We start from the raw sequence: 25205 nt of genomic DNA on the forward strand, positions 1-25205 counted from the left end.
ATCGGCGTAATAGTAGGAACGGCCTCGCTGTTGTTTCTTGCACCACTTATTCGGCCGTAGTTGGCTAGAAACCGCCATTGCACTCCTTTCCCGAACGCCATCGCCAGTCCGACATCGAGTGGTTATCTGGATTGGGGCACAGATTTTTCCGTCAGCGTTCGGATCAGATCCACTTCGGATTGCCGATACGGAGTCCCGTCGGGACGCAGCACTTCGTGAAACCATACCGGTGGTTGGTTCTGGACGTAGGGATGCTCCCATGACTCCCAGGGAAAGTAGGTCTGCGTTTTACCGGCGACGAATCCCCAGTTGATGGCTCCGACATGCTCTTGCTTTGCAATCGGCAACACGCCGTCGAAGGTGCTGCCCACTGAACGCGCCATGTATTCCGTGCAGATCACGGGCCGGTTGTACTTCTTCAGCCACGCTACCTGGCGCTTGAAGTATTCCGGCCAGCTGTAGTTGTGAAAGGTGACGATGTCGGACTCGCGCAGTTGAATCTGCTGGAGTTCTTCCAGATTGGCCCCGTCAGGAGAAGTGTCCACAGCCCACACTCCGCTGGTGAGCGGCTGCGTCGGCTTCGCTTCCCGGGCCCACGCGAATACCTGAGGCAAAAGCGCTGCCACTCGGGCGACTTTGTCTTCCCGCTTCAGTTCGGTCTTCGGATAATTGCCGGTGTTGTCGGCGCCGGGTTCGTTCCACACATCCCACGCCAGAATCCGATCATCCTTGCCGAATGTTCCCATGACGCCCAGGACGTATTCCTTCAGACGTGGATATTGATTCTTGTCGGCCAGCGCGGTCGCACCGGGACTCTGCACCCATCCTGAGTTGTGAATCCCGGGAGTAGGTGCATGTTGCAAACCAAGACGAGGCAATGGATCCCAGCACGAATCGAACAGCACCAGTACCGGGCGGATATGGTGGCGGGCCGCGATCGTCAAAAAGGCGTCGATACGTTTTTGAAAGCCGGCTGCATCCTGCTGCCAGAGCAGATCGTGCAGAAAGACGCGCATGGTATTCATACCCAGCGCTTCCGCCCAGGTGAATTCCTGATCGATCTCAGCGGGATTGAAAGTTGCTTCCTGCCACATTTCCAACTGGTTGATCGCAGACCGAGGGACATAATTGCTGCCCACCAGCCAGGGTTGGTGCGCGTACCATTCGTTGGCTTTCTGCTCCGTCCAGCGGGCTGTTTGTGCAGACACGGGGACGGTGCACAACACGGCGGTCGCGACCAGGGTCACGAAAACGAACATAAGTTTCTTCACGGTTTGTACTCCAGTGGTAGTTAGTCGCCGTTCATGGCCAACGCGGCCATCGGACGAATCTGCACGAGCGGCGTCATCGACGTCGGCTTCCCAGCCTTGCGCAGCATATTCGCAGATGGGATGCCGGTGCGGTAGTAAGACTTCTCGCAGTCCGCGGTCGAGGGGCCGCGCATGCTGCCTTCCATGTAGGCCAGTCCCGGACAACGCGTACAGCTACTGACGTGGCTGCATGACGAACACGTAGTCAGGTCTTTCGCCTTGATGGAGCGCACTTCGTTCATCTCCGGCGAGTGATTCCAGATGTCGATGAACTTCTGCTGTCGCACATTACCGGTCGGCAAAGGGAACTGCACGCAGGGGAAAACGTCTCCGTAGGGAGAGATATAGCAGAAAGAATGGCCCGCGCTGCAGGAGTAGCCTTCCATGTCATCGTCGGTGACCGGCATCGGCGGCGCGCAGAACTCTTCCATGTTGGGAACAAGGTTGGGATTCGCGAAGACGCTCGGCAATTCCTCGCCAGCGATGCGCAGGGAGAGAACGTCCGTGTTGCCGTCCATCATGGGCGTAATCGTCGGATCGAGCGTGTAGTGCGCTCCCAGTTCGGTTGCCAGTGCCTGAACGCCGTCGCTGTCGTGGCGGTTCAAGGTCATCATCACGTTGGCGACAGTGACTTTCAATCCCTGCTCGCGCATGAAGCGGATCGCTTTGATGGTGCGATTGAATGATCCGGGAAGTTTCGTGATCGCGTCATGAACTTCGGCACGATGTGAGTACACGCTGATCTGGATCGTGTCCACGCCGAGATCGCGAATGCGCTTTGCTTCTTTGGCGTGAATCATGACAGCGTTTGTCTTGATTTTTACGTTGAACTGCAAGCGGCGCGCGTACTCGAGAATCTCAAAAAAATCGCGGCGCAGGAAAACTTCTCCGCCACTGAATGTAAGAAAGAAAACTCCCGCGTCGGCCAGTTGATCGAGGACGCCTTTCATTTCGGCGGTTGTCATCTCGCCATGGTCGTCGTGATCGAGGTAACAGTGCACGCAGCGCTCATTGCAGCGATAAGTGACATCCAGATGCACGCTGATCGGCACACCGAGGTCGAAAGCCTTCTGGCTCATTTCATTAAGCAGGCTCATCGGGCCTCCGGCGATTGCGGTGTTGCATGTGTGTCGGAAAACGGCTGATCGGACACTACGAGAATCCCGTGCTGCGAAAGCTCGCTGACAAATTGTTCCGCGTCGCGCTGGGCCTGATCGGGTTCGATATCAAATTGCCCGCAGATCTTGTGGCTGACAATTTCACGGAGCGGAGTGCGTCCATCGGCGGCCTGCCAGATGGCGGTGGCGACTTCGTTCAGCGTGAAGAACGTCGAATCCATGGAATTCATCACCATCATTTCGCCGGCCAGCATGCGGGCGGCGATGGCGGAACTGCGCGCGATGTAGGTATCAGACAAGGGTCGGCATCGCCTCGAAGTTGCGGATTTCATTCCAAACGCGCGTATCAGGATAAAACGTCAGACGGCGAACGGGAACTCTTTGAACAAAATCACAGGCGGTCGCGAGAAGCTTCTCCACCAGTTCGCTGTCCTCGGCAAAGAAAAGAATGTTGCGCATCAGGCGGCGAACGGCCTCGGCAGGAGGCAGCTCGTCGATGCGATTCTCCGGCCCCTTGTCGAGAAAGAAGAGCGCCGAGATTGGAGCCTCAGTATTTTCGCCGGCCTTGGCCAACTCCCCCGAAAACGGCGTTCCATAAGCGAAGTAGCCTGCAGGGCTGGGGCGAACGTAGGAAATCTCGTCGGTGAGCAGCGTGGCATCCGGAGGAGCAAGACTGCTGATGGTTGTTTTGCCGGCACCGGAGACACCCGAAAAAAGGAATGCTCGGCCATCGCAAATTCCACTGGCTCCGTGCAGGAGAAATCCGCCGCGCGCGGAAATAACCAGGCTATGCAGAATTCGCAAAACGGAATCGAGCGCGTAAGGGTTGGCTGTTTGCCGAACCCGGCCATGGCGGGTAATCGGATTCCAGCGTGCGAGAAAATCTCCGCGTTCAAGCAGCCACTCAGCGCCATCGCGCCGCACGCGGACATCATCGTCGGAGCCAGGGCCCGGCGGAATAAGATCGAAATCGAGTTGAAGTTCCGGCTGGGAGGAACTGAGATATCCGGCATAACGCTCACAGAGCAAGTCGAAGAAGTGCTGATCGCTGGTCCGCAGCAGGATCGGGATGCTTCCAATCTCGACGACGCATTCGATTTGCTTGTTAGTTTCGGTCATGCGATTTCAAGGTCAGCGCCGGGTAGCCGCTGAAGATTTCTAGAGTGATGAAGCCGCAGAGCAATACGCCGAGCGATGCTCGAATAGCAAAACAGCAGACCCAGTGCGCGTGTCCAGGGGCGAGCGGTCAGGGAAACTGGCTGACCGTTGCGCGTCGCGGCCACCAGCCTTCCAACAAACTGTTCGGTGGTGTATGTGGGGTCGGCACCCGGCATTGAATCGCCTCGGGCGACGAAACGATGGTTCTCGTTGCGGCTCATAAACCGATGCAGGAAGAAGCGGTCTTCGCGAAACGCCAGAACAATCTCACCGGTAGCAACATCGTCGAGTGAGCACGCTTGAATTTCCGCAACGTCTCCCGGATAGAGCGCCGGCAGCATGCTTGCGCCGCGCACGTGGAGGCGCAAACGTCCTCCGCAGCGCAAGCCCTCAACGGCTAAAACATTACGCTGCGTGCTCCAGCAATCACTTGCACTCATGAGGTTTAAAGCTCAGGAACTCTTTCGCGACGACTGGCATTGTGGAGTGGTGGAACCGACTTTTCCGCAGGCCAGAGCAAGCGTCTCAAACACTCGTTCGTAGCGGAACGCGGGCTTCTGATAGGGCTTCTTGTCTTTACTCGCAGTCTGAAGAAGCTTTCCGTTCCCGCGAGGGGGCTGATTCTCTAACGTCATAGGTTTTGGTCAAGCCGTACTGGCTGTCTCCCACTTATGTTTGAAGAGTGCTTCGCGAAGTGTACTACACGTGTTCCTCTGTGCCAACCTCGTTCGTGTATGGAAGATCAATTGCTTGGCCCGTAACGCTTAATAGAATGAGAGAGTTCCATCCTGGCGCGCCCGCCGCAGACTGAAAGTGAGGCTCCAGAGCGCGAGCGGCAGCAGGACAAGGCTAAATCCGAGGAGGGCCGCTAGCGTGGGCGCCATCGCCATCACAGTCTGGCCCTGGAGCAGGGCCATCCGCATGCCTCCGATGGCGTAACTGAGGGGGATTGCGTGGGCGACGAGCACCAGCGGCCTCGGCAAACTCTCGATCGGGAACATGGCTCCGCTGAGAAACCAGACTCCCGAACTCAGCAGCCAGAGGAGTGCCGATCCACGTTGAAAAATGATCTGGATAGTCGCGGCGGCGATGCCGACAGCCAGGGCGATTGCGACACAGAGAATCAGCACTGCCAGGCCCGAGAAAAAATTCGGGTGGATAGGCGCGGAGAAGATCGCAGCGCCCGCCAGAACATACACCAGCAATTTGAGCAGGTTTCCGGCGAACGCTGAAACGGAACTCAGCACGACCAATTGTGCGGGCGGCGTGGAAGTGGTCATCAGGACTTCCATGGTTCCCGTCTGCTGGGCTTCCTGCACGGTGCTGAGAAACGCCTGCGTGCTCATCACGAAAAATGTGTAAACGCCAGTACCGACGAGAAGAAATGGAAAATACTCCACTCCGCCGGGACGGAAGCCCGGACCGATGGCGCGCGACAGGAAATAAAAAGCCGCCAGTTCCGTCAGCAGCCCGAAGGCGGTAACGGCAAAGCCGGTGCGATGGCGGATCGCGGTCAGCAGGTCGCGGCGCAGGATGGCGAGAAGCTTGTTAAGAGTCGATCTCACGAGACTCTCCCCACGCGCTGGATCATGCCGGCGGCCTCGTCCACTTCACCCGTCATACGGAAGTAGAAGGCTCGCAGATCTTCCATGCTCTCGCCTTTGCGAATCGGGCGGTCGGCAAGCAGGTCACCTTTTTGCAACAGGAGAATACGGTCACCGACTGCGCCTGCTTCGGCGAAGTTGTGAGTGGCGAGAAGAATGGTGGTCTGGCGATCGGCGAGGTCGCGGATCGTAGTCCAGAAATGGGCGGTGGTCGCGGCATCCAGGCTGCGGGTCGGTTCATCGAGCAACAGGACGGCAGGGCGTTTTACGAGCGCGCGCGCGATTCCAAGACGTTGATACATGCCGCTGGAAAATTTCATCACCAGCAGATCGGCATGTTCGGTGAGACCCGTGTCGCGCAGGACTTCTTCGATCCGAACCTTACTCTCGGCGCGGGGGACATCATCGAGTGCAGCGAAGAATTCGAGATTCTCGCGGGCGGATAGTCGCGGGAAGAACGATCGCTCGGTAGCGACAGCGATGCCGACTTGTTCGCGTACGTGGCCGCCATCGCGCTGCGTATCGAATCCCGCGACGCGTACGGTACCGCTATCCGGCAGCAACATGGTTGAAATCAACTTCAGGGCAGTCGTTTTACCGCTGCCGTTCGGCCCGAGGAGCGCGAGGACTTCTCCTGCGCCGGCCGTGAACGAAAGACCAGTCAAGGCAATGGTCTCTCCGCTACGCTCCCGGCCAAGCAAGTTGAACAATGCAGGGCGGTGACGAAAAACCTTGCGTGCGGATTCGAAGACGACTCGGTCCATGAAGTGCCGGGCTGCAGTGTAGAGAGTCTGTATTATAGTGGCGGTTCAGGCGGTAGTGCGTAATTCAGGACACAAGTGTAACCGCAGAGTCGCGGCTTGCCGCGTCTTCTCCTCCAACACCAGAGACGCGGCGAGCCAACGTTTCGACCCATATGTCTTTCTCGGATGTCGCGGTGTCGAAGGAATTTAGTTTTCTGTGCGCGTGCGCGGGCGTCGAACTGACGGCCGAACGTATTGCCCGTCTCGCGCACTGGAATGGCGCGGGAATCGACTGGCCTGAATTTCTTCGCCTCGCGGAACATCACGGCGTCCTGCCGCTGGTGGCGCGCAATCTCACGGCGCATGCGCAGGGGTTACCGGCAGACGTTGATCAGTCGTTGCGCTCCGAGTTTGCCAAGAATTTGCGACGCAATTTGTGGTTTGCCAGCGAACTTGCGCGAATTTCAGAACATTTTGCGCAGAAGGACCTGCGCGCAATCCCTTACAAAGGCCCGATGCTCGCGGAGTCCGTTTATGGCGATATTGCGTTGCGCAACTTCGGCGACCTCGATTTTCTGATTTCTTCCAGCGACTTTGAGCGCGGGAAGCAGGCGCTGGCGGAATTTGGATACCGCCCTTCCAAGCCACTCAGCCCGGCGGTGGAACGTTACTGGCTACGCAACGGTTACGAGTGTTCGTTCGATGGAGCTGCGGGAAAGTACCTGATCGAATTGCAGTGGGGATTGTTGCCGCATTTCTATGCCGTGGATTTGCGGACAGACGACTTGCTGGCCCGTTCGGGTTCCATGATGTTCAGCGGGCGCGAAGTCGCCGCACTCTCCCCAGAAGACTCATTGCTGGTGCTGTGTCTGCATGCGGCGAAGCATCTGTGGATGCGAATGATCTGGGTGTGCGATATCGCGGAGACGATGCGTACGCAGGTGTTGGACTGGGATGTGATCCGTGCACGCGCCCGTGAACTGGGTATTTTACGCATCGTGGGAGTGAGCCTCTGGCTGTCGCAACGATTGTTGGGTTGCCCCCTACCCGAACCTGCAAATGAACTCGTCAATCAGGACCAGGAGGTGGCTGCACTTGGCGAACAATTTGCAGCTCGGCTGGCGGGAAGCGCCACCTACGATTTCGAATCAACGGAATATTTCCGGTTGATCTTGCGATTGCGAGAGCGGCGCAGCGATCAGGCGCGCTATCTATGGCGACTGCTCTGGACGCCAGGGGAAGGGGATCTGGCGGCAATCAGGCTCCCGGAAGCGATGTTTCCGTTGTATCGCGGGGTGCGCGCGGTGCGTCTGCTGGGCAAACTCTTCTGAAAACAACTGCCGGCGGGGCGCCGGCGCTACGGTTACCGTTATTGCGCTTCGCCATCGCCGGGAGCGACATCGGGAGTATCCACTTTCTGAGCGAACGGTGAATTCGAACTGGGCGGAGGCGGAAATTCGCCTTGATCTCTTCCGGCCAGCGCGACGTTCATGAACTGAATCCAGATGGGTAATGCGGCATGGCCTCCGGACTCTTTGGGGCCAAGAGATTTTTTTTCGTCGTAACCAATCCAGACACCACAGGTCAGCGTTGGAGAGAAGCCGACAAACCAGGCGTCCGTGAAATCGTTGGTCGTGCCCGTCTTTCCGGCGAGAGCATACGGCATCTTGGAAGCGGCGACGGCGGTGCCGTGCACGACCACTTCGTGCAGCATCGACGTCATGATGCGCGCCGTGCGCGAGCTGACGACATCCTTGATGTCAGGAAAATCTTCTTCCAGGATGCGTCCATCATAGTCGGTGACTTTCTTGATGTAGCGCGGAGCGAGGCGCACGCCGTCGTTGGGAAAGACGCTGAACGCCGAAGTCTGTTCGATCAAAGTAATTTCAGCGGAGCCGAGTGCGACCGGCAGGTAAGCTGGGATGTTGGAAGTCACGCCGAAGCGGTGGGCGTAGTCGATCACGGTGCGGATACCAATGCGATCGGCAAGCTTGAGCGCGGGAATGTTCCTCGATTGCGCGAGCGCCCGGCGCAAGGTGATCAGGCCTTCAAATTTGTCGTCATAGTTGTGCGGGATATAGGGGCCGGATGGCGTCTGAAAAGTGATGGGCTCGTCGAGGATGGTTTCGTCGGGACTTCCGCCCTGATCGATGATCGCGGTGTAGACGTAGGGTTTGAAGGACGATCCGACCTGGCGCAGAGCCTGTGTTGCGCGATTAAATTTCGAGAGATTGAAGTCCCGCCCGCCGACCATGGCCTTGATTTCTCCCGTCGCATTGTCGATCGCGACCAGGGCACCTTCCGCACCGGAATCCTGCTCAAGACTGACCGTGGCCTTGCTGCCGGGGTCGAGCGACAGCACTTTGACGTACACGATGTCTCCGGGCGCCAACAGGGCAGGAAGCTTGCGTTGCGTCCACGCGATATCGGATTGCGAAAGCGCAGCGGTGCGGTCACCGAAACGGATCTGGGCCGCTGCCGGCGAAACAGAAGTGACTAGTGCGTGCAGGTATCCGTTGACTTCGGGTTCCTGATCCCAGTCCACATCTTCATATTTGTCGACATGCTGCCCTTGCAAGACAACGTTGGCCAGGTTGCCGCGCCATTTCTGGCGCCGCTCATAGGCGGCGAGACCGTCGAGGACTGCGCGGTTCGCAGCCTTCTGGAAGTCCATGTCGAGCGTGGTGTAGACGCGCAGGCCGCCTTCGTGAACCTGATCGCTGCCGTACTTGGTTTCCAAGTAGCGCCGGATTTCTTCCACGAAATTCGGGGCCAGCGAATTCGGATCCTTCTGCACGTTGAGTTGAACCGGTTTCGCCTTGGCAACAGCGGCTTCCGCAGCCGTAACTTTGCCGTCTTCGAGCATGGCGTTGATCACGAGGTTGCGACGCTTCTGCGCGCGGTCGGGATGAGTGATCGGTGAGTAATACTGCGGCGCCTTGGGCAAGCCCGCCAGCAGAGCTGCTTCTTCGAGCTTCATTTGTTTCGCAGGCTTGCTGAAGTAGTACTCCGAAGCGGCTTCAAATCCGTAGGCTCCGTGGCCGAGGAAAATCTGGTTGGCATAGAGCGTGAAAATCTGCGGCTTGGTGAAGCGGCGTTCCATCTGGATGGCGAGCAGGGCTTCCTGAATCTTGCGATGGAAGGATCGGTCCGGCGAGAGAAATAGATTACGCGCCAGTTGCATGGTGAGTGTCGATGCGCCTTGTACTTTTCCGCCCGACTCGATGTCACGATAGGCTGCTCCGGCGATTCGCCAGAAGTTGATCCCGGAGTGGGTGTAGAAGTCCTTGTCTTCGATCGACACAAGAGCATTGCGAAGAACTTCGGGATAGTCGTCGTAGGTGGCGATCACGCGCCTTTGCAATGCAAAGGTTCCGATGACGCGTCCATGGACGTCATACAACTCGGTAACGGCGCTGGGCCGATAGTTCTCCAGTTCTTCTACCTGGGGCAGATCCGTGGAATAAACCAGCAGCAGTCCTGCCGTTGCGCCGACCGCTATCGAGATCAGGACCAAGATTCCGAATAGAACGTGCCCGACGAGCCTCCGCTTGCCCACATCGTTCTCTTCCGGAAGTTTCTCGTCGATGGTCGTCATGATCAGTTGGCCGCTTGCCAGCGGCAGTAACCAGTGTACTCAGGGGCAGGGCCCGGCCAGACACAGAGCCCGCAAAAAAATCGCCCGCCGAAGCGGGCGATGGACTACGGGGTACTGGCTACTGCTCTTAAGCTTTTGATTCGCGGTTCTTCAGAACTTCCAGAGCCTTCTTCAGTTGATCGTCAGTCGGATTCTTCGGTTTCTGATTCTGATCATCGGGAGTGGCCTGCTGATCTTCATCGGGAAGTCCTGCATCGTCTTCGGTGCTGTCGGCGACCACAAAATTCGGAGTCACCGCACTGTCTTGAATGGCTTTGCCATTGGGCGTGTAGTACTTGGCCACTGAAAGGATCAGGGCCGCGCCATCGGGCATGTCGATCAATTTCTGCACCGATCCGTCGCCGAATGTCTTATCGCCGACAACATCGCCGCGCGCATTTTCCAGGATCGCAGAAGCCACGATCTCGGCTGGCCCAGCCGTGCCACGGTTCACGAGAACTGCTACCGGCAGCTTGGTGATGTCCTTGGCGGGGTCGGCATTGAAAGCTTGACGCGGATACTTCTGACCTTGCAGATACGTGATCGTTCCGTGATCGAGGAACAGGTTCGCGGTTGCGATGCCCTCGGCTTCGTCGCCCGCAGCAGCGTTGCGCAGATCAAGCACGATCTTCTTGGCGCCTTGCTTCTGCAGATTGCGAATCTTGTTCGCGATCTCTTGCGATTTGCCGCTTGAGAATGCGTCGACCTTCACGTAGCCCACATTCTCCGCCAGCATTTTGTCGGCGACCGGTGGGATGGTTACGGCGTCACGCGTAATAACGATTTTCTGCGGCTCGGCTCGGCGTGGGCGAACGACCGCGACCGTGAGAGTCGATCCGGGTTCACCCGAGAGCAGGCTGTGAATTTCCGCCAGCGACATTTCGCGTGTACTACGGCCTTCGATCGACTCGAAAATATCCGAGTTCTCGATGCCTGCCTTTTCGGCCGGGCCGCCCGGGATGACCGCAATCACAGCGGCGTATCCGAAGCGTTTGGAGACGGCGGCGCCGATCTCAGCCTTGCCGTCAGTCTTGATCGATTTGTAGCGCTTGTATTCGGCGGCGCTCAGGTAACTGGAATTGGCGTCGAGCGATTCGAGCAGTCCGTGGAGTGCGCCCTCGGTCACGGCCGGGATGTTCGGTTCCTCAACGTACTCGCTGCGGACACGGGACAACACTTCGCTGTACACCGACAGTTGGCGGTAGGCTCCATCGTTCGAAGACGCACGAACGTTGACGTAACCGCCGATCAGGGTGAACAACAGGATAGCCAGCGAGCTGGCAAGAATCGTGACCTTCAACTTCGTTGTCATGGATTTTTATCTTTTCGAAAAGAGAGTGTGCGAAAAAGCGCGGCACTTCCCCCGGAAACTGCCCTTATTATAGACGGTTTGATGCGCGGATCGAGAGCGAAGGTTACTTAGAAAGCAATCGGCGGTACTTGTCCGGCTAGAGAGGGCAGCAGACGATCCTGATAGGCTGCGCCCAGGCTTCAGTAGCACCTCCGGCAAAAGGCATTCACCTTTTGTTTCAAGCGTTTGCAGCATCGTCCGGCGCACTACCCAGGGACTTTGCCCCGCTGGATCCGGGAGGACAGAAGGAATGCCAAATCGCTGTGCTCCGTGATCCCCGTGACCTCGGTGGTTAAGATTTTGGCGTCCGTTGCTCCAGCAAATCAGCGATCTCGGAGTGTCCCTTGTCGCGAGCCACTTTGGCGGCGGTCTTACCATCGTCGTTGGCGATGGTCGGGTCCGCGCCATGCTTCAAGAACAAATCGACCATCGGACGGTCGCCATTCAGGGCAGCTGCGTGGATCGGGACCCATCCCAACTGCTGCTGGGCATTGACGGGAGCTCCGTGCTCCAACAACAAGCGCGCGGCATCCAGATTTCGAGCGGAGGCAGCGGAGTGCAGGGGCATAACCTGCGTCGGATTGCTGGCAACGGCGTCAGCCTTGGCACCTTGTGCGAGGAGCAGTCGAGCGGAGTCGGGCTGTCCGAAATAGCTGGCAAAGTGGAGAGCGGTGAAGCCGTCTTTCGAATACGAGTTGACGGCCGCGGCATCGCGTAGACATTCCCGCAGCCTGTCGAGACGCCCGAGTGAGGCGGCTTCGAAGATATCCAATTCTTGTTTCTGGCCGGCGATCGCCTCGGCGAGATCGCGTTGGCCGCGATAGATCGCGTGCATCAGGAGGCTCACTCCGTTGGCGTCTTTTGACTCGGCAGCGGCTGGTTTGTCGTTTAGCAGGCGCCGAAGGCCGTCAATGTCGCCAGATTGCAGGAGTTCAAAACTGCGTTGGGATGAGTCCATGTGATCCCCCGTAATTCATTAGCACTGCTAACGAAATATAGGATTTCTGCTCCGCTGTCAAGAAGATTGTTAGCAATGCTAAACTTCTCCTTATGGCACGCGTCCGAAAAACGAATCCAACCGAAGTCGCCGATCGGCTGCATTCCGCCGCCATCCATCTCTTGCGCCACGCGCGTCAGCGGGATGTACTGACCCAGGAAGGGCCGGCTCGCCTCTCGGCCTTGTCAGTGCTCGTGTTCATCGGGCCGATGACGCTTGGGCAACTGGCGGCTGCGGAACAGGTCAAGCCGCCCACGATGAGCCGCATCGTTGCCGGCTTGAAGGCCGCAGGACTCGTGAAGAGCGAAGGAGACGCCCAGGATGCCCGGCGGATTCACGTCAGTGCCACGTCAAAAGGCCGGACTCTGTTACAGCAGGCGAGGGAACGAAGAATCCAACTGCTCGCCGAGACATTCGCGGGAGTGAGCGATCCGGAGATACTGATTCTGCAAGAGGCTGCCGAGATCATCGAAAAAGCTGTGCGCGCGGCGCGGTGAGTCCCCGGTCTGGGGCGCGAGCGAGACGGGGCAAGCCCCGTCTCTACGGCTAATATTCTTGAGGAGCGATAAAGTAGTTACGCTTCGTCGGCCACTGGATTCCGCAATGTCCCGATGCCTTCAATCGACACTTCAATCACATCTCCGGCGACCACCGGTCCAACCCCTTGCGGAGTGCCGGTCGCGATCAAGTCGCCCGCTTCCAGAGTCATGATCTGCGAGATGTAGCGCAGGACGATGCCGAGCGAGAAGATGAAATCCTTGGTGTTGCCCGACTGACGCACTTCGCCATTGACGTGCGTCTCGACCTGAATACCCGACCACGGATCCAGTTCATCGTTCACTACGGGGCCCACGGGACAAAACGTGTTGAAACCTTTGGCGCGCGCCCATTGATCGTCTTTCTTCTGCAGATCGCGGGCGGTGAAGTCATTCACGCATGTGTAGCCGAGGATGTAGGGACGGGTGTCCTCGTCAGGCGGCAGTTTGTGACAGCGTTTCGCGATCACGACGCCCAGTTCTCCCTCATAGTCGGTGCGTTCGGAAGCTTTCGGACGCAGAATAATCCCGCCGGGAGCCAGCAAGGCTGAAGGAGGCTTGAAGAACAGCAGTGGCTCGGTGGGAACCTCGTTGCCGAGTTCCGCGGCATGCTCGCGATAATTGCGTCCCACGCAGACAATCTTCGAGGGCCGCACGGGCGCCAGGAGGGAAGCCTCTTCCATGGCGATAGGCTCAATCCGCCGGGTGCGCAGGCCTTCTAAATCGCCGCCTGCCTCTTCCGGAGGAGCCAAGAGGATCCTTACAATCGCATCTCGTCCGGCTACGGACTCGATCAAACCATACTGAGCGTGAGTGTTTTGTTGAAAGCGGCAATATTTCATCGAAATCTATCTAAACACGAGTGCCGAGATCGCTGCGAAAATATTCCTGAAAAAATGTCGAAATCCTGTGCTCTCTTCGACTAAGCCTTAGACGGCTAAGGAGGCCCGGCAAATGCAATACCTTTTGCTGATCTATGGAAATGAACAGTCTTTTGGCAAGATGGCCAACCCGGAGCGAGATGCCATCCTGCAGGAGTATGGCGACTTTACCAAGAGCATTGCGCAGAGCGGCCACTACCGTGGAGGCAATGAACTGGCGGAAACAAGCACTGCGACGACCGTCCGGGTCCGAGACAAGAAGCGCTTAGTCACGGATGGGCCGTTCGCGGAGACCAAAGAGCAACTGGGTGGCTACTACCTGGTCGAGGCCAAAGATCTGGATGAAGCCATTGCGTTGGCCGCCCGGATTCCTTCCGCGCGTTGGGGTTCGATTGAGGTCCGGCCCATCATTCCACATGACATGCCCTAGCCCGGTGATCGTGTCTCCGGCTACCCTGTGTGCGGGAAGCCGGATGGACACGAGCGTAGAGCGCATTTACCGCGAGGAGTCAGGGAGGGTTCTGGCGACGCTAATCCGCCTGCTTGGCAGCTTCGACGTGGCGGAAGAAGTGATGCAGGACGCTTTCGCCACTGCGCTCGAACAGTGGCCGCGGCAGGGGATCCCTGACAATCCGCGAGCATGGCTGGTGTCGACGGCCCATCACAAGGCTGTGGACCGCTTTCGCCGGGAAAGTTGTTTTAATTCCAAGCGCGAGGAACTGCAGAAGATTGCGGTACTGGAGCAGCAGCTAGCGGAGTCGGAAGACAACATGTTGCGGCAGCCTGCCGAAGACGGGATTGGCGATGACCGGTTGCGGCTGATCTTTACCTGCTGTCACCCCGCGCTGATGCTGGAGGCCCAGGTGGCTCTCACACTGCGCACGTTGTGCGGTTTGAGCACCGAAGAAATTGCGCGGGCATTTCTGGTCCCGCTCGCCACCATGTCACAGCGACTGGTGCGCGCGAAACAGAAGATTCGTGATGCTCGTATTCCGTATCGAGTTCCGCCTGAGGGTGAACTGGCGGCCCGGCTCGAAGCGGTCATGCTGGTGGTGTATCTCGTCTTCAACGAAGGCTACAGCGCCATCTCAGGAGACGCGGCGGTTCGTCGGGAACTGTGCAGTGAGGCGATTCGATTGGGAAGGCTTATCCGCGAATTACTTCCAGGACAGAGCGAGGCCGGCGCGTTGTTGGCGCTGATGCTGCTGCATCATTCTCGTCGCTCCGCGCGAACGGATGCAAGAGGGGAAGTGGTATTGCTCGAGGAACAGGATCGCAGTCTGTGGAGCCAGCAGGAAATTCGCGAAGGTCTGGGGCTCGTAGAGTCCGCTTTGCGCGGCAGTCCGGCCGGTCCCTACGCCTTGCAGGCCGCCATTGCGGCGATTCATGCGCAGGCAGCGCGCGCGGAAGAAACCGACTGGAAACAGATAGTCTTGCTTTATCAGGCTCTGCTGCGGGTACAGCCCTCGCCGGTTGTGGAATTGAATCATGCGGCGGCTGTGGCTATGGCCATCGGACCCGCCGAGGGCCTGCGTCTGCTCGATGGCCTCGAAGGGAAGCAGGAGCTTCGCGAGTACTATCTGCTGCCCGCGGCCCGCGGGGATTTGCTGCGGCGACTTCGTCAGTGGCCTGAAGCTGCCTTGGCGTACCGCCGGGCTCTCGCGCTTACGAGCAACGAAGCGGCGCGTGCTTTTCTGTCGCGAAGATTGGCGGAGATGGAAGCGCGAGCCTGACGAGCCAGATTCTAGGGGACAGATTCGCTCGCTTCGTCGGAGTGCGCGCTCTCATTGCCGCGTACATCGACTGCCGCTACGGAATAGAGGTATACCTTTCCCGAGGCCACTGCGGGATCGCGATAGGCCGGCGATTTCACCAGGTCGGCATTCAACTTCGCGGGGGAACCGCCGTCCTCGCGGCGATAGATGTTGTAGCCAGCCAGGTCGGCGTCCGTCACCGGACCCCAGATCAAATCGACGAATAGTTTTTGCCCCTCGCCGGAATAGACAGCCTGCACGCCGGAGGGCACCGCGGGAGGGAACACGTCGCGCGCGATGATTCTTACGCTCGGACTATCGTCTCCCTCCACCTGGACGTCGCCACCGTTAACACTCCTGGTGCTCAGCGACGTGATCCGATACAAGTACGTTTTCTCCCATTCGAACGCCGCATCCGGAGGATGTGTCGAAGCCCGCTCTGTGACGGCTGATTCGCCGACGATCGTGTCTTTGCCCGTGTTCTCGTCGCGCCGGTAAATCCTGTAGTGATACTGGACCCCAGCGGGAGCAGTGGTGTCCGCGGTGGCGGTCCAATTGAACGCGACGCCACCGGCGGTCAGCTCTGCGCGAAAATCAGCCGGCGGCGGAAGGGTTGGCATGGCTGGAATCGTGACTCGATTCGAGAAACCGGCGCTTCGGCTATCCCGGTTAAGAACCTCGACGGCATATGTGACATCGCCAGAGGGATTTCCCTGTTGAATCAGACCAGGCAAAGTATCGGTGAACATCTGGGATTGTGTCTGTGTCGAACCCGACGGCTGGGCCGATGGAGATGGAAGCTCTCCGACCGGCGCACCACATTCCTTCACCTCGGCGTCCAGGCTTCGGCAGATCCGCGTGGGCCCAAGTGATCGCACGGTCTGACGGTCAGTAGTGCGGGTAGGCACGCTCCAACTCAGCGTCACCCGATTTCCTTTGCGGACGGCGCGCAGATCGGAGGGAGGCTTGGGCAATTCAAGCGACGGCGGCAAGGGTGGTCCAGTCTGGGCGCAACCGGAGAGCAGGGCGCAGAGAGCCGAAGTTGCGAGCAGTCTTAGAAAGGCAGGAGTCATGCCGAAACTGAAAGGGTATCAGATGATGTTGTCGCGACAGCATCTTGCCGCGGCGACAGACTTATCCCATCAACTCGCGGACGGCTTCGCGGAAGACTTTGCTGTGTTGATCGACGTCCTCGGGCGCGGTGGCGGGGGACATCAGGGCCATGTTATGGAACGGCGTGAGCAGGATGCCGCGATTCATGGCGTACAGATGCATGAAGCGCTCGAGTTCGAAGTCCATCGCGTCGTGGGCTTCGGTTCCGTTCCTTGGTTCGTTCGGACCGAACAGATATTCCGCCCGGCAGCCCAGGCGAGTGACGCTCCAGGGCATCCCGAAATCGTTGATCACTTTCTGCACGCCGGCGGTCCAACGTTCCGCCATGGGCATCATGCGGTCAAAGGCTTCCGGAGTGAGAACTTTTGTCAACGTCGCACGCATGGCGGCGAGTGAAAGCGCGTTGCCGGCGAGTGTGCCGCCGATGCCGCCCGTGTCGCAATCCTCGAGACTGTAATTTTTTGCGATCAGATCGGCCACCTGCTGGGTGAATCCGTAGGCGGCGCCGGGAACGCCTGCGCCAATTGGCTTGCCGAAGACCAGAAAGTCCGGATCAAGGTTCTGGGCGCGAGTGAATCCGCCGGGGCCTGCGCAAATGGTGTGGGTCTCGTCGATGATGAGCAGCGTGCCGTACTTGCGCGTCAGTTCGCGGAGCGCGTGGTGGTATCCGTCGACGGGATGCACGATGCCGACATTGGTCATCGCCGGTTCGGCGAGCACGCAGGCGACGTCGCCATGCGCCAGGGCTTTCTCCAGAGCAGGCACGTCGTTGAATTCCACAACCCTCGTGGTTACCGACAGGTCGACCGGTGGACCAATATTTCCTCGTCGAGACGTGCTCGTGCCGTCGGGATGCAACGTAATAAAGCACTCATCGACCGAACCGTGATAACACCAGTTGAAGACCAGAATCTTGGAGCGTCCGGTGATCTGGCGCGCGAGACGAATTGAAAAACGGTTGGCATCAGTGGCGGTCAGCGCGAATTGCCAGTACGCCAGGCCGAAACGCTTTTGCAATTCTTCCGCGACGAAAACGGCATCTTCGGACGGCAGCATGAGCGTGATGCCGCGCCGGGCCTGCTCTTCGAGGGCCTTCACGGCGGCGTGGGGCGAGTGGCCCGTCATGGCGCCCGTGTCTCCGAGACAGAAATCGATGTAGCGATGGCCGTCCTGGTCGTAGAAGTGAGCACCTTGGGCTTCGCGAACCACCGGAGGAAATGCTCCCGCCCACTTCACCATCCAATTCATGGGAACGCCGGAGAGCAGCGACTTTTTGCCGCGTTCGAAGATGGCTTTGGACTTTGGATTCTCATTGATGAAGCGCGTTTGCTCACGCTGCATCAGGGACTGGAGACGGTTGCGGTCGAAGGTAGCGGCCATATTCATTGCGGAGACTAGCAGAAAAAGAAGGTCTGAGGTAAGAGGTCAGATTGCAGAAGTGAAGCTGCGAGCGATTAACTGCGGGCTACGAGCAACCGCTTTGCTTCTGGCGCGTAGCTCGCGGCTCGTAGCATTTCACCTTTGCAATCTGACCTCTCACCTCTGACCTTCCTACAGGATGTAGCGCGACAGATCCTGATCCTTGACGATCTCGCTCAGCATTTTCTGTACGTACGCCGCGTCGATGGTGAACGTCTGGCCCTTCTTCTCAGGAGCCTCGAAGCTGATTTCGTCGAGCACGCGCTCCATGATGGTATGCAGACGGCGCGCGCCGATGTTCTCTGTGCCTTCGTTTACGCGGAATGCGAAGCGCGCGATTTCGTCGAGCGCGTCGGGAGTGAATTCGAGCTTCACGCCTTCGGTTTCGAGCAGTGCCGTGTATTGCTTGGTCAGCGACGACTTTGGCTCTGTCAGAATGCGAATAAAGTCTTCCATCGTCAGCGACTGCAATTCCACCCGGATCGGAAAACGGCCCTGCAACTCTGGAATCAAGTCGCTGGGCTTGGAAACGTGGAATGCCCCCGCGGCGACGAAAAGAATGTGATCCGTGCGCACCATCCCGTAACGTGTGTTGACGGTCGTACCTTCGACGATGGGCAGGATGTCGCGCTGCACTCCTTCACGGGAAACATCTGGACCGTGGCCGCTTTCGCGTCCGGCGATCTTGTCGATTTCGTCGAGGAAGATGATGCCGGAGTTTTCCACGCGGTCGATGGCAGTGCGCGTGACCTGCTCCATGTCAATCAGGCGCTGCTCTTCTTCCTGGATCAGATACTCGAACGCCTCGTTGACCTTCATCTTCCGCTTCTTGGTGCGCTGGCCGAAGATGTTGGGCAGCATGTCCTTGAGGTTGACGTCCATCTCCTCGACGCCCTGGTTGGAGATGATTTCGAACGACGGAAAATTGCGCTCGCGCGTTTCGATTTCGACTTGGCGGTCGTCGAGCTTGCCTTCGCGCAATTGCTGACGCAATTTTTCGCGTGTGCGCGAGTGGGATTCGCCAGACGGTGTGTTTCCTTCCAGGACAAAGCCGGGTTGCGGAGTCTCCGCTGGGCGCGGCGTGGTCGGAGGCAGCAGAAGGTCGAGCAGTCGTTCCTCCGCGTTCAGTTCCGCTTTGTCGGCAACGTCTTCGAGCTTCTCTTCGCGGATCATCTCGATCGCGATCTCGACCAGGTCGCGGATCATCGATTCCACATCGCGTCCCACATAACCGACTTCCGTGAACTTCGAAGCTTCAACTTTCAGAAACGGCGAGTTGGCGAGCTTGGCCAGACGGCGCGCAATCTCGGTTTTGCCCACGCCGGTGGGGCCGATCATGATGATGTTTTTGGGAATGACTTCTTCGGCCAACTCAGGCGTCAGTTTCTGCCGGCGCATGCGATTGCGCAGGGCGATGGCGACGGCGCGCTTGGCGTCCTTCTGCCCGACAACGTACTTGTCGAGTGCAGCGACGATCTCGCGTGGAGTGAGTTCGTCGAGCGCGATTTGTTCTTCTTCGGCGGTACCGGGTAGATAAATTGCCATATGAGAGCAGGTCTAAGGTGTTAGGTCTCAGGTGTCAGGAAATCTGAAAGGCGCCTCTCGCTGGCAACTCTTGATTTCCTGAGACCTAACACCTAAGACCTGACACCTGCCTTCCTAAAGCTCCTCAATCGTAACCTTGTCATTCGTATAGATGCACATGCGGCCGGCAATTTTCATGGCTTCTTCGGCAATCTCACGCGGCGAAAGCTTCGTGTGATCGGCGAGCGCTTGTGCAGCGGCTTGTGCAAACGGGCCACCGCTGCCGATTGCTGCAATGCCAGTGTCGGGTTCGATGACATCTCCATTGCCGCTCAGCAGGAACGTCTGTTCTTTGTCCGAGACCAGCAGCAGCGCTTCCAGATGGCGCAGCAGTTTATCTGTCCGCCATTCTTTTGCGAGTTCGACGGCGGAGCGTCCCAGGTTGCCGTGGTATTGGTCGAGCTTCGATTCGAAGCGGCTGAATAGGGAAAACGCGTCGGCGGTCGAGCCGGCGAATCCAGCGAGAATCTTGTCCTGATACAGACGCCTAATCTTCTTCGCGCCATGCTTGATGACGGAGTCGCCGAGCGTGACTTGGCCGTCTCCAGCCATCACGACCTTATTGTCGCGGCGGACACACAGGACCGTTGTCGATCTGATTCTGGGAGCCTTCGGCTCGGAGGTGCTGTGTCTGGGAGCTGGTACTGCTGGAATACTTTTTCTCATGAGCGCAATTCTTGATTATACAGCCTCGTGTGGGGCGGGCATCCCTGCCCGCCTCAACATGGTTCGACCCAGAGCCATGGGTATTCACCTGGACTCGCCGCAAGGCCTCTGCGAATCGGATTCTGCCGAATGTATTCGACCTTTTGTTTGAAGCTCTCGTTGGAACGCAGAACGTGATCGAAGGATTCGTCCTGCCATAGAGCCCCGGAGGCACCTGTAAGCATATTGATATGACGTGCGGAAGGGCCTTTGATGAGTTTGAGAATGTCTTTCAGCGGAAACGGCCATCCCTCCGCGTTCCGCATCGGGGTTAACAAGAGATGCACGTGCTCTGGCATGATCACGGCAGCGTGGAGATGCATGGTGCGGCCATTTCCCTTGAGACAATGATCTAGCACGAGAGACCGGGCGGCAGGGCTCAGCGGGTCTTTTGTCCGCTTGCAGAAGGTAACGAATAGGGGCCGGTCAAATTTCTGATAGTGCGGCAGTTTACGACGATAGTCGTAGGGGCCGGGCCGGAGACGAATCATCGGCACATCGTAGGCGGGAGGGCAGGTTATTTCTGTGATCGTGGCTACAACCGGATTGTGACAATGCCAGGCGGGCAGGAATGCCCGCCCCACACAACCATCCTGTAAAATTCATCTAGCGCACTGCGGAGCCAACCTTTTTGTCGTTTCTGGACGATTTAAACCCACAACAACGCGAAGCCGTTGAAACTACTGACGGTCCTGTGCTGATTCTGGCCGGAGCCGGAAGCGGGAAGACGCGCGTCATCACGTTTCGGATTGCCTACCTGATCGAACATCACGGTGTGATGCCGGAGTCGATCCTGGCGATGACCTTCACCAACAAGGCCGCGTCCGAGATGGCAGAACGTGTGGAGAAACTGGTCGGGCAGCGCAGCGTGGCGAAGCCGGTCATTTCCACGTTTCACTCGTTCTGTGTACGCGTGCTGCGGAGAGATATCGAAGCTCTGCGGATTCCGTCGGCGGTGCCGGGGCAGCCGCCCATCGGGCTTACCAAGAATTTCGTGATTTACGACGAGAGCGATCAGCAACAGGTTGTGAAGGGCATCATGCGGCGGATCGGGTTGGACGATAAGCAACTCACGCCGCGCACAGTGCTCTCGCGAATATCCTGGGCCAAGAACCACATGCTCAACCCGCAGGAAATTTATCTGGAATCGGCCGATCCCAAGATGGAACGGGTCGCCCACATCTACGAGGAATATCGCAAAGAACTGCTCAAGGCGAACGCGATGGACTTCGACGATCTGCTGCTCGAAGCCATGCGCCTGCTGAAATCGGTGGCGGCGGTTCGCGAATATTACAACCGGCGTTTTCAATACATCCTGGTGGACGAGTATCAGGATACGAACCGTCCGCAATACGAAATGATGCGGCTGCTGGCGGGCGAGCGGCACAACATCTGCGCGGTCGGCGATGAAGATCAATCGATTTATTCGTGGCGAGGCGCGGACATCCGTAACATTCTCGAGTTCGAGCGGGATTTTCCGGAAGCGAAGATCGTGCGGCTGGAGCAGAACTATCGTTCGACGCAGAACATTTTGCAGGCTGCATCGGCGGTGGTGTCGAACAACGTCCGGCGCAAAGGGAAGAATCTTTGGACTTCGCGGCAAGGCGGTTCGAAGATCGGCTACTACGAAGCTCCCGACGGGGAGAACGAAGCGCTCTTTGCTGCTGATGCGATCAGCCGTTACGTGCGCGAGTCAGCGGAGCGGGCTGAGGATGCTCGCGCAGCGGTGCTCTATCGAACAAATTCGCAGTCGCGTTTGTTTGAAGAAGCGCTGCGGCGCTACGGGCTGAAGTATCACGTGGTCGGCGGATTTTCTTTCTACGACAGGGCTGAGATCAAAGACCTGAACTCGTATTTGAAAGTCATCCTGAATCCCGATGATTCGATCTCCCTGTTGCGCGTGATTAATACGCCCGCGCGTGGTCTCGGCAAGACGACCATCGAGACGATCGAGCGGTTGGCGCTGGAGACGGGATTGTCCCTGTGGGGTGCGATTGGGCAGGCGATCGAACGCCAATTGCTGCCGGGACGAGCCCTGCTCGCGATCAAGGCATTTCGCGACCTGATCGAAGATGGACGTGCGATGCTGGCGGGCACGTATGCCGATCGACTGAAAGAGAGCAGTGCAGCGGAGGACCGTCGTGACGCGGGGGTTCCGGCGGTAAGTGAGCGAGCGTCGTTGCCAGTTCCACGTATGGAAGCGGAGGAAGTCTCGGACGCGCCCGACACCGACTTCGATCCCAGCAACTTCAGCTTCGATTTTGGACCAGATATCGTCGAGGACGCGGATCTGGACAGCAGCGTCGCGTTTCCCGCCGGGCAAGACGACGTTCCTGTAAACTTCGGCGAAACTAAGGGCGGCGAGGCAGATACAGCCGTGGAGGGTTTTCGCGCACCGGGCGAGGCTGCGACCACCGCGGAACTACTCAAGTTCCTGATCGACCGCACCGGCTACATCAAGCAACTCGAGGACGAAGATACGCCCGAAGCCTATTCGCGGATTGAAAACCTCCGCGAACTGGTCAATGCAGCCATGGATTCCCGCGATCGTGGAGAGACTCTCGACCAGTTCCTCGACCATGCTGCGCTCGTCAGTGACGCTGATCAATATGACGAGCGTGCGCAGATCACACTCATGACGCTGCATGCCGCCAAAGGGTTGGAGTTTCCGCTGGTGGTGCTGGCCGGGATGGAGGAAGGTCTTTTTCCGCATTCGCGGACGTTGAACGAGCCCGACCAGATGGAAGAGGAACGGCGGCTTTGTTATGTCGGAATGACGCGCGCAATGGATACGCTGGTCTTATCGCGAGCTGTTTATCGTCGCCGTTATGGTACCGACATGCCGGAAGCGAGCATCCCTTCGCGATTCCTGGACGAAGTGCCGGTGGAATTGGTGGAAGAGATGGGCGGTAGGAAGAAGTCTTCAGGCTCCGGGGCCAGCAGTTCGCGGGCGGGGGCGCCCGCGCCACATTCCCGCTCTTATTCCCAGGAGACAGAGTCGGTACACTATTCGTACGAAGACGAGGATCAGAGTGCGAGTTGGAATCCGGCGCGGGTGAAGCCGAAATCTGCGGCGCCGGTGCGAAACTACAACTCTATCGACAATATTGCGGAGTTCTTTTCGTCGCGCGGGAAGAAGTTCAATATCCCGAGACTGCCCGTCGAAGAGTCCTCCGGCAAGCGCGGCTTTCGCCCTGGACAGAAGGTGAAGCACCCGAAATACGGCGAAGGAACGGTCTATCAGCGCGAAGGGGATGGGGAAGATGCCAAGATTACGGTACAATTCCCTCGCTTCGGTTTGAAGAAGCTGGTGGAGAAGTACGCGCAGTTGCAGAAGGCATAGTGACAGTCAGCACTCAGCAATTCGCATTCAGTTTCACCTGAGAGCAATAAGCTCACGGACTACATCTAAAAGAAGGAAACACACAAATAATTCATGGCAAACACAAAGAAACTGGCAAAAGAAGAACGCAAGACAGCGAAGCGTACTGCGCGCAAGAAGAGCAAGACCGAGAAGCCGAAGAAGCCCCGCGATTACGCGCGCGGATCGAAGAAGCGCAAGATGAAGAAAATGGTGCGCGGCCAGGCGAAGCGCTAAAGGGCTGCGAGTCAGGAGCTGCGAGCTGCGAAACGCATAGCTTGCAGCGAATGGATCAAGACGAAGGCGCGGGCGGATTCGCTCGCGCCTTCCAGTTCATGTGAGGAGACACAGTCTCTTGGCACAATCACCCGCGAACGATGCGCCTGCCAATAGCGGCAGCCAGTTGCTTTGCTGCAAGTCCATCGACAAACTGATTTCGGATTCGGAACATCCGGAGACCCGCCTCAGCAAAACGCTGGGGCCGTGGTCGCTGACTGCACTCGGCATTGGGGCCATCATCGGTTCGGGGATCTTTGTTCTCACGGGAACGGCGGCCGCGGGAGAATATTTTCAGGCTCCTTCCATCCTGCACGCGCAGGCGCTCGACCTTATCGTGAACTTCCTGCACAAAGGTACCTTTGCGGGGGCGCTCATGCATGGCCGTCCGCCGGCTGGGCCGTCGATTGCCATTTCGTTTTTCCTGGTGGCGATCGCCTGTAGTTTTGCCGGCCTGTGCTACGCGGAACTCGCATCGATGATTCCGATCGCGGGAAGCGCGTACACGTATTCTTATGCAACCCTCGGTGAAATATTTGCCTGGATCATCGGCTGGGATCTGATTCTGGAATACGTAGTCAGCAACGTGGCGGTGGCGGTCGGTTTCGCCGGATATACCAAGGCACAATTTGCAGCTTTCGGTCTGACCTTGCCCGACAAGTGGGCAAGTCCCGTATGGGCTGGAGGGCAGTGGACCGGCGCGTATTTCAACATGCCGGGCTTCCTGATTGTTTTCATTCTCACGCTGCTGCTGGTGCGCGGAGTGAAAGAATCTGCTTCCACCAACAACATCATGGTGATGGTGAAGATCGGGGCCATCCTCACCTTTATGGTCGTCGGCAGCATGCTCGTGAAGCCAGCCAACTGGACTCCGTTTGCGCCTTCGGGCTTTGCAGGAATCGTTACCGGCGGCGCGATTGTTTTCTTTACCTACATCGGGTTCGATTCGGTGTCGACGGCGGCGGAAGAGTCGCGTAATCCGCAAAAAGACTTACCGTTCGGCATCATCATGTCGCTGATCGTTTGCACGCTGTTGTATGTCGGCGTCGCGGTGGTGCTGCTGGGCATGATGAAGTACACGACATTCGTTTCCGGAGCGGCTGCGGAAGCACCGGTTGCCTATGCGATGAAGTATCTTGGCGTGCATCCATTCTTCCGGTCAGTGATTGTGATTGGAGCGCTGACGGGGATGATCTCGTCGCTGCTGGTTTTTCAATACGGCCAGGCGCGCATCTGGTACGCAATGTCACGCGACGGATTGTTGCCCAAGTTGTTCTCGGCTGTTCACCCGAAATACAAGACTCCGCACTGGTCAACATGGATTGCCTGTTTTGCGGTCGGCATTCCCGCTGGCCTCGTGGATATCGGTGACGCCGCCGATCTTGCTAATATCGGAACCCTGTTCGCCTTCGTGCTGGTTTCAATCGGCGTCATTTTCCTGCGGCACAGGCAGCCGGATCGAAAGCGAGCTTTCCGTGTGCCGTTTGTTCCCTGGTTTCCCCTGATCTCGGTCGTGTTGTGTGGTGGGCTGATGTTGGGCTTAACCTTGATAACCTGGTTGCGTTTCGTGATCTGGCTGGCGCTCGGACTGCTGATTTACGTTTTCTACAGCCGGCATCACAGCGAGTTCTGCAAGACAAAATAATTCTGAACAAGAC

The 25205-nt window shown here is 58.0% G+C and carries 23 protein-coding genes; 7 read left to right on the forward strand and 16 right to left on the reverse strand.

All coding sequences use genetic code 11. The annotated features are described in order from the left end of the window. Positions 1-122 precede the first annotated feature (122 nt). The 7 genes from HY010_23490 to HY010_23520 form a co-directional block, all read right to left on the reverse strand. Positions 123-1259, reverse strand: a complete 1137-nt coding sequence (locus HY010_23490) for a cellulase family glycosylhydrolase (GenBank protein MBI3478703.1) — start codon at positions 1257-1259, stop codon at positions 123-125. Positions 1260-1291: 32 nt separating this feature from the next. Continuing rightward, entirely contained in the window at positions 1292-2407 is a 1116-nt protein-coding gene (locus HY010_23495) for a radical SAM protein (protein MBI3478704.1), read from the reverse strand. Next, the gene (locus tag HY010_23500) at positions 2404-2727 is read right to left on the reverse strand and encodes a PqqD family protein (GenBank protein MBI3478705.1); all 324 of its coding nucleotides are present in this window, start codon (positions 2725-2727) and stop codon (positions 2404-2406) included. The genes HY010_23495 and HY010_23500 overlap by 4 nt, the downstream gene beginning before the upstream one ends. Beyond that, positions 2720-3547: a hypothetical protein gene (locus tag HY010_23505; protein MBI3478706.1), complete on the reverse strand. Its 828-nt coding sequence runs from the start codon at positions 3545-3547 to the stop codon at positions 2720-2722. Before HY010_23505 ends, HY010_23500 begins: the two co-directional genes overlap by 8 nt. Next, positions 3544-3954, reverse strand: coding sequence for a S24/S26 family peptidase (locus HY010_23510; protein MBI3478707.1), 411 nt, complete (start codon positions 3952-3954; stop codon positions 3544-3546). The genes HY010_23505 and HY010_23510 overlap by 4 nt, the downstream gene beginning before the upstream one ends. A 396-nt stretch (positions 3955-4350) precedes the next feature. Next, positions 4351-5151 (reverse strand): ABC transporter permease, encoded by an 801-nt coding sequence (locus tag HY010_23515; GenBank protein ID MBI3478708.1) that lies wholly within the window; start codon positions 5149-5151, stop codon positions 4351-4353. Then, on the reverse strand, positions 5148-5954 hold the full coding sequence (locus HY010_23520; protein ID MBI3478709.1) for an ABC transporter ATP-binding protein: 807 nt from the start codon (positions 5952-5954) through the stop codon (positions 5148-5150). Before HY010_23520 ends, HY010_23515 begins: the two co-directional genes overlap by 4 nt. 173 nt (positions 5955-6127) lie before the next feature. On the opposite strand from HY010_23520, the gene HY010_23525 reads away from it, so the two are divergent. Continuing rightward, a complete protein-coding gene (locus HY010_23525; protein MBI3478710.1) occupies positions 6128-7264 on the forward strand; it encodes a nucleotidyltransferase family protein in 1137 nt (378 codons plus the stop codon). 38 nt (positions 7265-7302) lie between these two features. On the opposite strand, the gene HY010_23530 is transcribed toward HY010_23525, so the two are convergent. From HY010_23530 to HY010_23540, 3 genes are all read right to left on the reverse strand, one after another. Then, the gene (locus HY010_23530; protein MBI3478711.1) at positions 7303-9531 is read right to left on the reverse strand and encodes a PBP1A family penicillin-binding protein; all 2229 of its coding nucleotides are present in this window, start codon (positions 9529-9531) and stop codon (positions 7303-7305) included. Between the two features lie 127 nt (positions 9532-9658). Continuing rightward, the gene (locus HY010_23535) at positions 9659-10882 is read right to left on the reverse strand and encodes a PDZ domain-containing protein (protein ID MBI3478712.1); all 1224 of its coding nucleotides are present in this window, start codon (positions 10880-10882) and stop codon (positions 9659-9661) included. A gap of 331 nt (positions 10883-11213) precedes the next feature. Then, positions 11214-11879 (reverse strand): ankyrin repeat domain-containing protein, encoded by a 666-nt coding sequence (locus tag HY010_23540; protein ID MBI3478713.1) that lies wholly within the window; start codon positions 11877-11879, stop codon positions 11214-11216. Positions 11880-11971: 92 nt separating this feature from the next. Between HY010_23540 and HY010_23545 the strand changes: the two genes are divergently transcribed. After that, on the forward strand, positions 11972-12415 hold the full coding sequence (locus HY010_23545; GenBank protein ID MBI3478714.1) for a MarR family transcriptional regulator: 444 nt from the start codon (positions 11972-11974) through the stop codon (positions 12413-12415). 77 nt (positions 12416-12492) lie between these two features. On the opposite strand, the gene HY010_23550 is transcribed toward HY010_23545, so the two are convergent. Further along, positions 12493-13296, reverse strand: a complete 804-nt coding sequence (locus tag HY010_23550; GenBank protein MBI3478715.1) for a fumarylacetoacetate hydrolase family protein — start codon at positions 13294-13296, stop codon at positions 12493-12495. A gap of 112 nt (positions 13297-13408) precedes the next feature. Between HY010_23550 and HY010_23555 the strand changes: the two genes are divergently transcribed. Both HY010_23555 and HY010_23560 read left to right on the forward strand, forming a co-directional pair. Further along, complete coding sequence (locus tag HY010_23555) at positions 13409-13765, forward strand: YciI family protein (protein ID MBI3478716.1); 357 nt, start codon at positions 13409-13411, stop codon at positions 13763-13765. A gap of 43 nt (positions 13766-13808) precedes the next feature. Beyond that, positions 13809-15068: an RNA polymerase sigma factor gene (locus HY010_23560; GenBank protein MBI3478717.1), complete on the forward strand. Its 1260-nt coding sequence runs from the start codon at positions 13809-13811 to the stop codon at positions 15066-15068. A gap of 11 nt (positions 15069-15079) precedes the next feature. Here HY010_23560 and HY010_23565 read toward each other — a convergent pair whose 3' ends face one another. The 5 genes from HY010_23565 to HY010_23585 form a co-directional block, all read right to left on the reverse strand. Next, positions 15080-16162 carry a hypothetical protein gene (locus tag HY010_23565; GenBank protein ID MBI3478718.1) on the reverse strand — a complete coding sequence of 361 codons (1083 nt, stop codon included), beginning with the start codon at positions 16160-16162 and terminating at the stop codon, positions 15080-15082. A 61-nt stretch (positions 16163-16223) separates the two neighbouring features. Next, positions 16224-17588, reverse strand: coding sequence for an aspartate aminotransferase family protein (locus HY010_23570; protein MBI3478719.1), 1365 nt, complete (start codon positions 17586-17588; stop codon positions 16224-16226). 165 nt (positions 17589-17753) lie between these two features. Beyond that, positions 17754-19166 (reverse strand): ATP-dependent protease ATPase subunit HslU, encoded by a 1413-nt coding sequence (hslU, locus tag HY010_23575; GenBank protein MBI3478720.1) that lies wholly within the window; start codon positions 19164-19166, stop codon positions 17754-17756. 114 nt (positions 19167-19280) lie between these two features. Then, positions 19281-19871, reverse strand: coding sequence for an ATP-dependent protease subunit HslV (hslV, locus tag HY010_23580; GenBank protein MBI3478721.1), 591 nt, complete (start codon positions 19869-19871; stop codon positions 19281-19283). Positions 19872-19924: 53 nt separating this feature from the next. Then, on the reverse strand, positions 19925-20494 hold the full coding sequence (locus tag HY010_23585) for a transposase (protein MBI3478722.1): 570 nt from the start codon (positions 20492-20494) through the stop codon (positions 19925-19927). Between the two features lie 47 nt (positions 20495-20541). On the opposite strand from HY010_23585, the gene HY010_23590 reads away from it, so the two are divergent. From HY010_23590 to HY010_23600, 3 genes are all read left to right on the forward strand, one after another. Next, positions 20542-23253 (forward strand): UvrD-helicase domain-containing protein, encoded by a 2712-nt coding sequence (locus tag HY010_23590; GenBank protein ID MBI3478723.1) that lies wholly within the window; start codon positions 20542-20544, stop codon positions 23251-23253. A 93-nt stretch (positions 23254-23346) separates the two neighbouring features. Further along, a complete protein-coding gene (locus tag HY010_23595; GenBank protein ID MBI3478724.1) occupies positions 23347-23508 on the forward strand; it encodes a hypothetical protein in 162 nt (53 codons plus the stop codon). 166 nt (positions 23509-23674) lie between these two features. Next, positions 23675-25192, forward strand: coding sequence for an amino acid permease (locus tag HY010_23600; GenBank protein MBI3478725.1), 1518 nt, complete (start codon positions 23675-23677; stop codon positions 25190-25192). The last annotated feature ends 13 nt before the right edge of the window (positions 25193-25205 follow it).

The organism is Acidobacteriota bacterium, assembly GCA_016196065.1.
In the GTDB taxonomy this organism is placed as follows: domain Bacteria; phylum Acidobacteriota; class Terriglobia; order Terriglobales; family Acidobacteriaceae; genus Acidiflorens.

Excerpts from the sequence above, each read along its gene's own strand:
- HY010_23555 (MBI3478716.1), top strand. The coding sequence starts at position 13,409 with ATGCAATACCTTTTGCTGATCTATGGAAATGAACAGTCTTTTGGCAAG.
- HY010_23520 (MBI3478709.1), bottom strand. The coding sequence starts at position 5,954 with ATGGACCGAGTCGTCTTCGAATCCGCACGCAAGGTTTTTCGTCACCGC.
- HY010_23490 (MBI3478703.1), bottom strand. The coding sequence starts at position 1,259 with ATGTTCGTTTTCGTGACCCTGGTCGCGACCGCCGTGTTGTGCACCGTC.
- HY010_23505 (MBI3478706.1), bottom strand. The coding sequence starts at position 3,547 with ATGACCGAAACTAACAAGCAAATCGAATGCGTCGTCGAGATTGGAAGC.
- HY010_23595 (MBI3478724.1), top strand. The coding sequence starts at position 23,347 with ATGGCAAACACAAAGAAACTGGCAAAAGAAGAACGCAAGACAGCGAAG.
- HY010_23550 (MBI3478715.1), bottom strand. The coding sequence starts at position 13,296 with ATGAAATATTGCCGCTTTCAACAAAACACTCACGCTCAGTATGGTTTG.
- HY010_23530 (MBI3478711.1), bottom strand. The coding sequence starts at position 9,531 with ATGACGACCATCGACGAGAAACTTCCGGAAGAGAACGATGTGGGCAAG.
- HY010_23565 (MBI3478718.1), bottom strand. The coding sequence starts at position 16,162 with ATGACTCCTGCCTTTCTAAGACTGCTCGCAACTTCGGCTCTCTGCGCC.
- HY010_23540 (MBI3478713.1), bottom strand. The coding sequence starts at position 11,879 with ATGGACTCATCCCAACGCAGTTTTGAACTCCTGCAATCTGGCGACATT.
- HY010_23570 (MBI3478719.1), bottom strand. The coding sequence starts at position 17,588 with ATGAATATGGCCGCTACCTTCGACCGCAACCGTCTCCAGTCCCTGATG.
- HY010_23545 (MBI3478714.1), top strand. The coding sequence starts at position 11,972 with ATGGCACGCGTCCGAAAAACGAATCCAACCGAAGTCGCCGATCGGCTG.
- hslV (MBI3478721.1), bottom strand. The coding sequence starts at position 19,871 with ATGAGAAAAAGTATTCCAGCAGTACCAGCTCCCAGACACAGCACCTCC.
- hslU (MBI3478720.1), bottom strand. The coding sequence starts at position 19,166 with ATGGCAATTTATCTACCCGGTACCGCCGAAGAAGAACAAATCGCGCTC.
- HY010_23495 (MBI3478704.1), bottom strand. The coding sequence starts at position 2,407 with ATGAGCCTGCTTAATGAAATGAGCCAGAAGGCTTTCGACCTCGGTGTG.
- HY010_23560 (MBI3478717.1), top strand. The coding sequence starts at position 13,809 with ATGGACACGAGCGTAGAGCGCATTTACCGCGAGGAGTCAGGGAGGGTT.
- HY010_23535 (MBI3478712.1), bottom strand. The coding sequence starts at position 10,882 with ATGACAACGAAGTTGAAGGTCACGATTCTTGCCAGCTCGCTGGCTATC.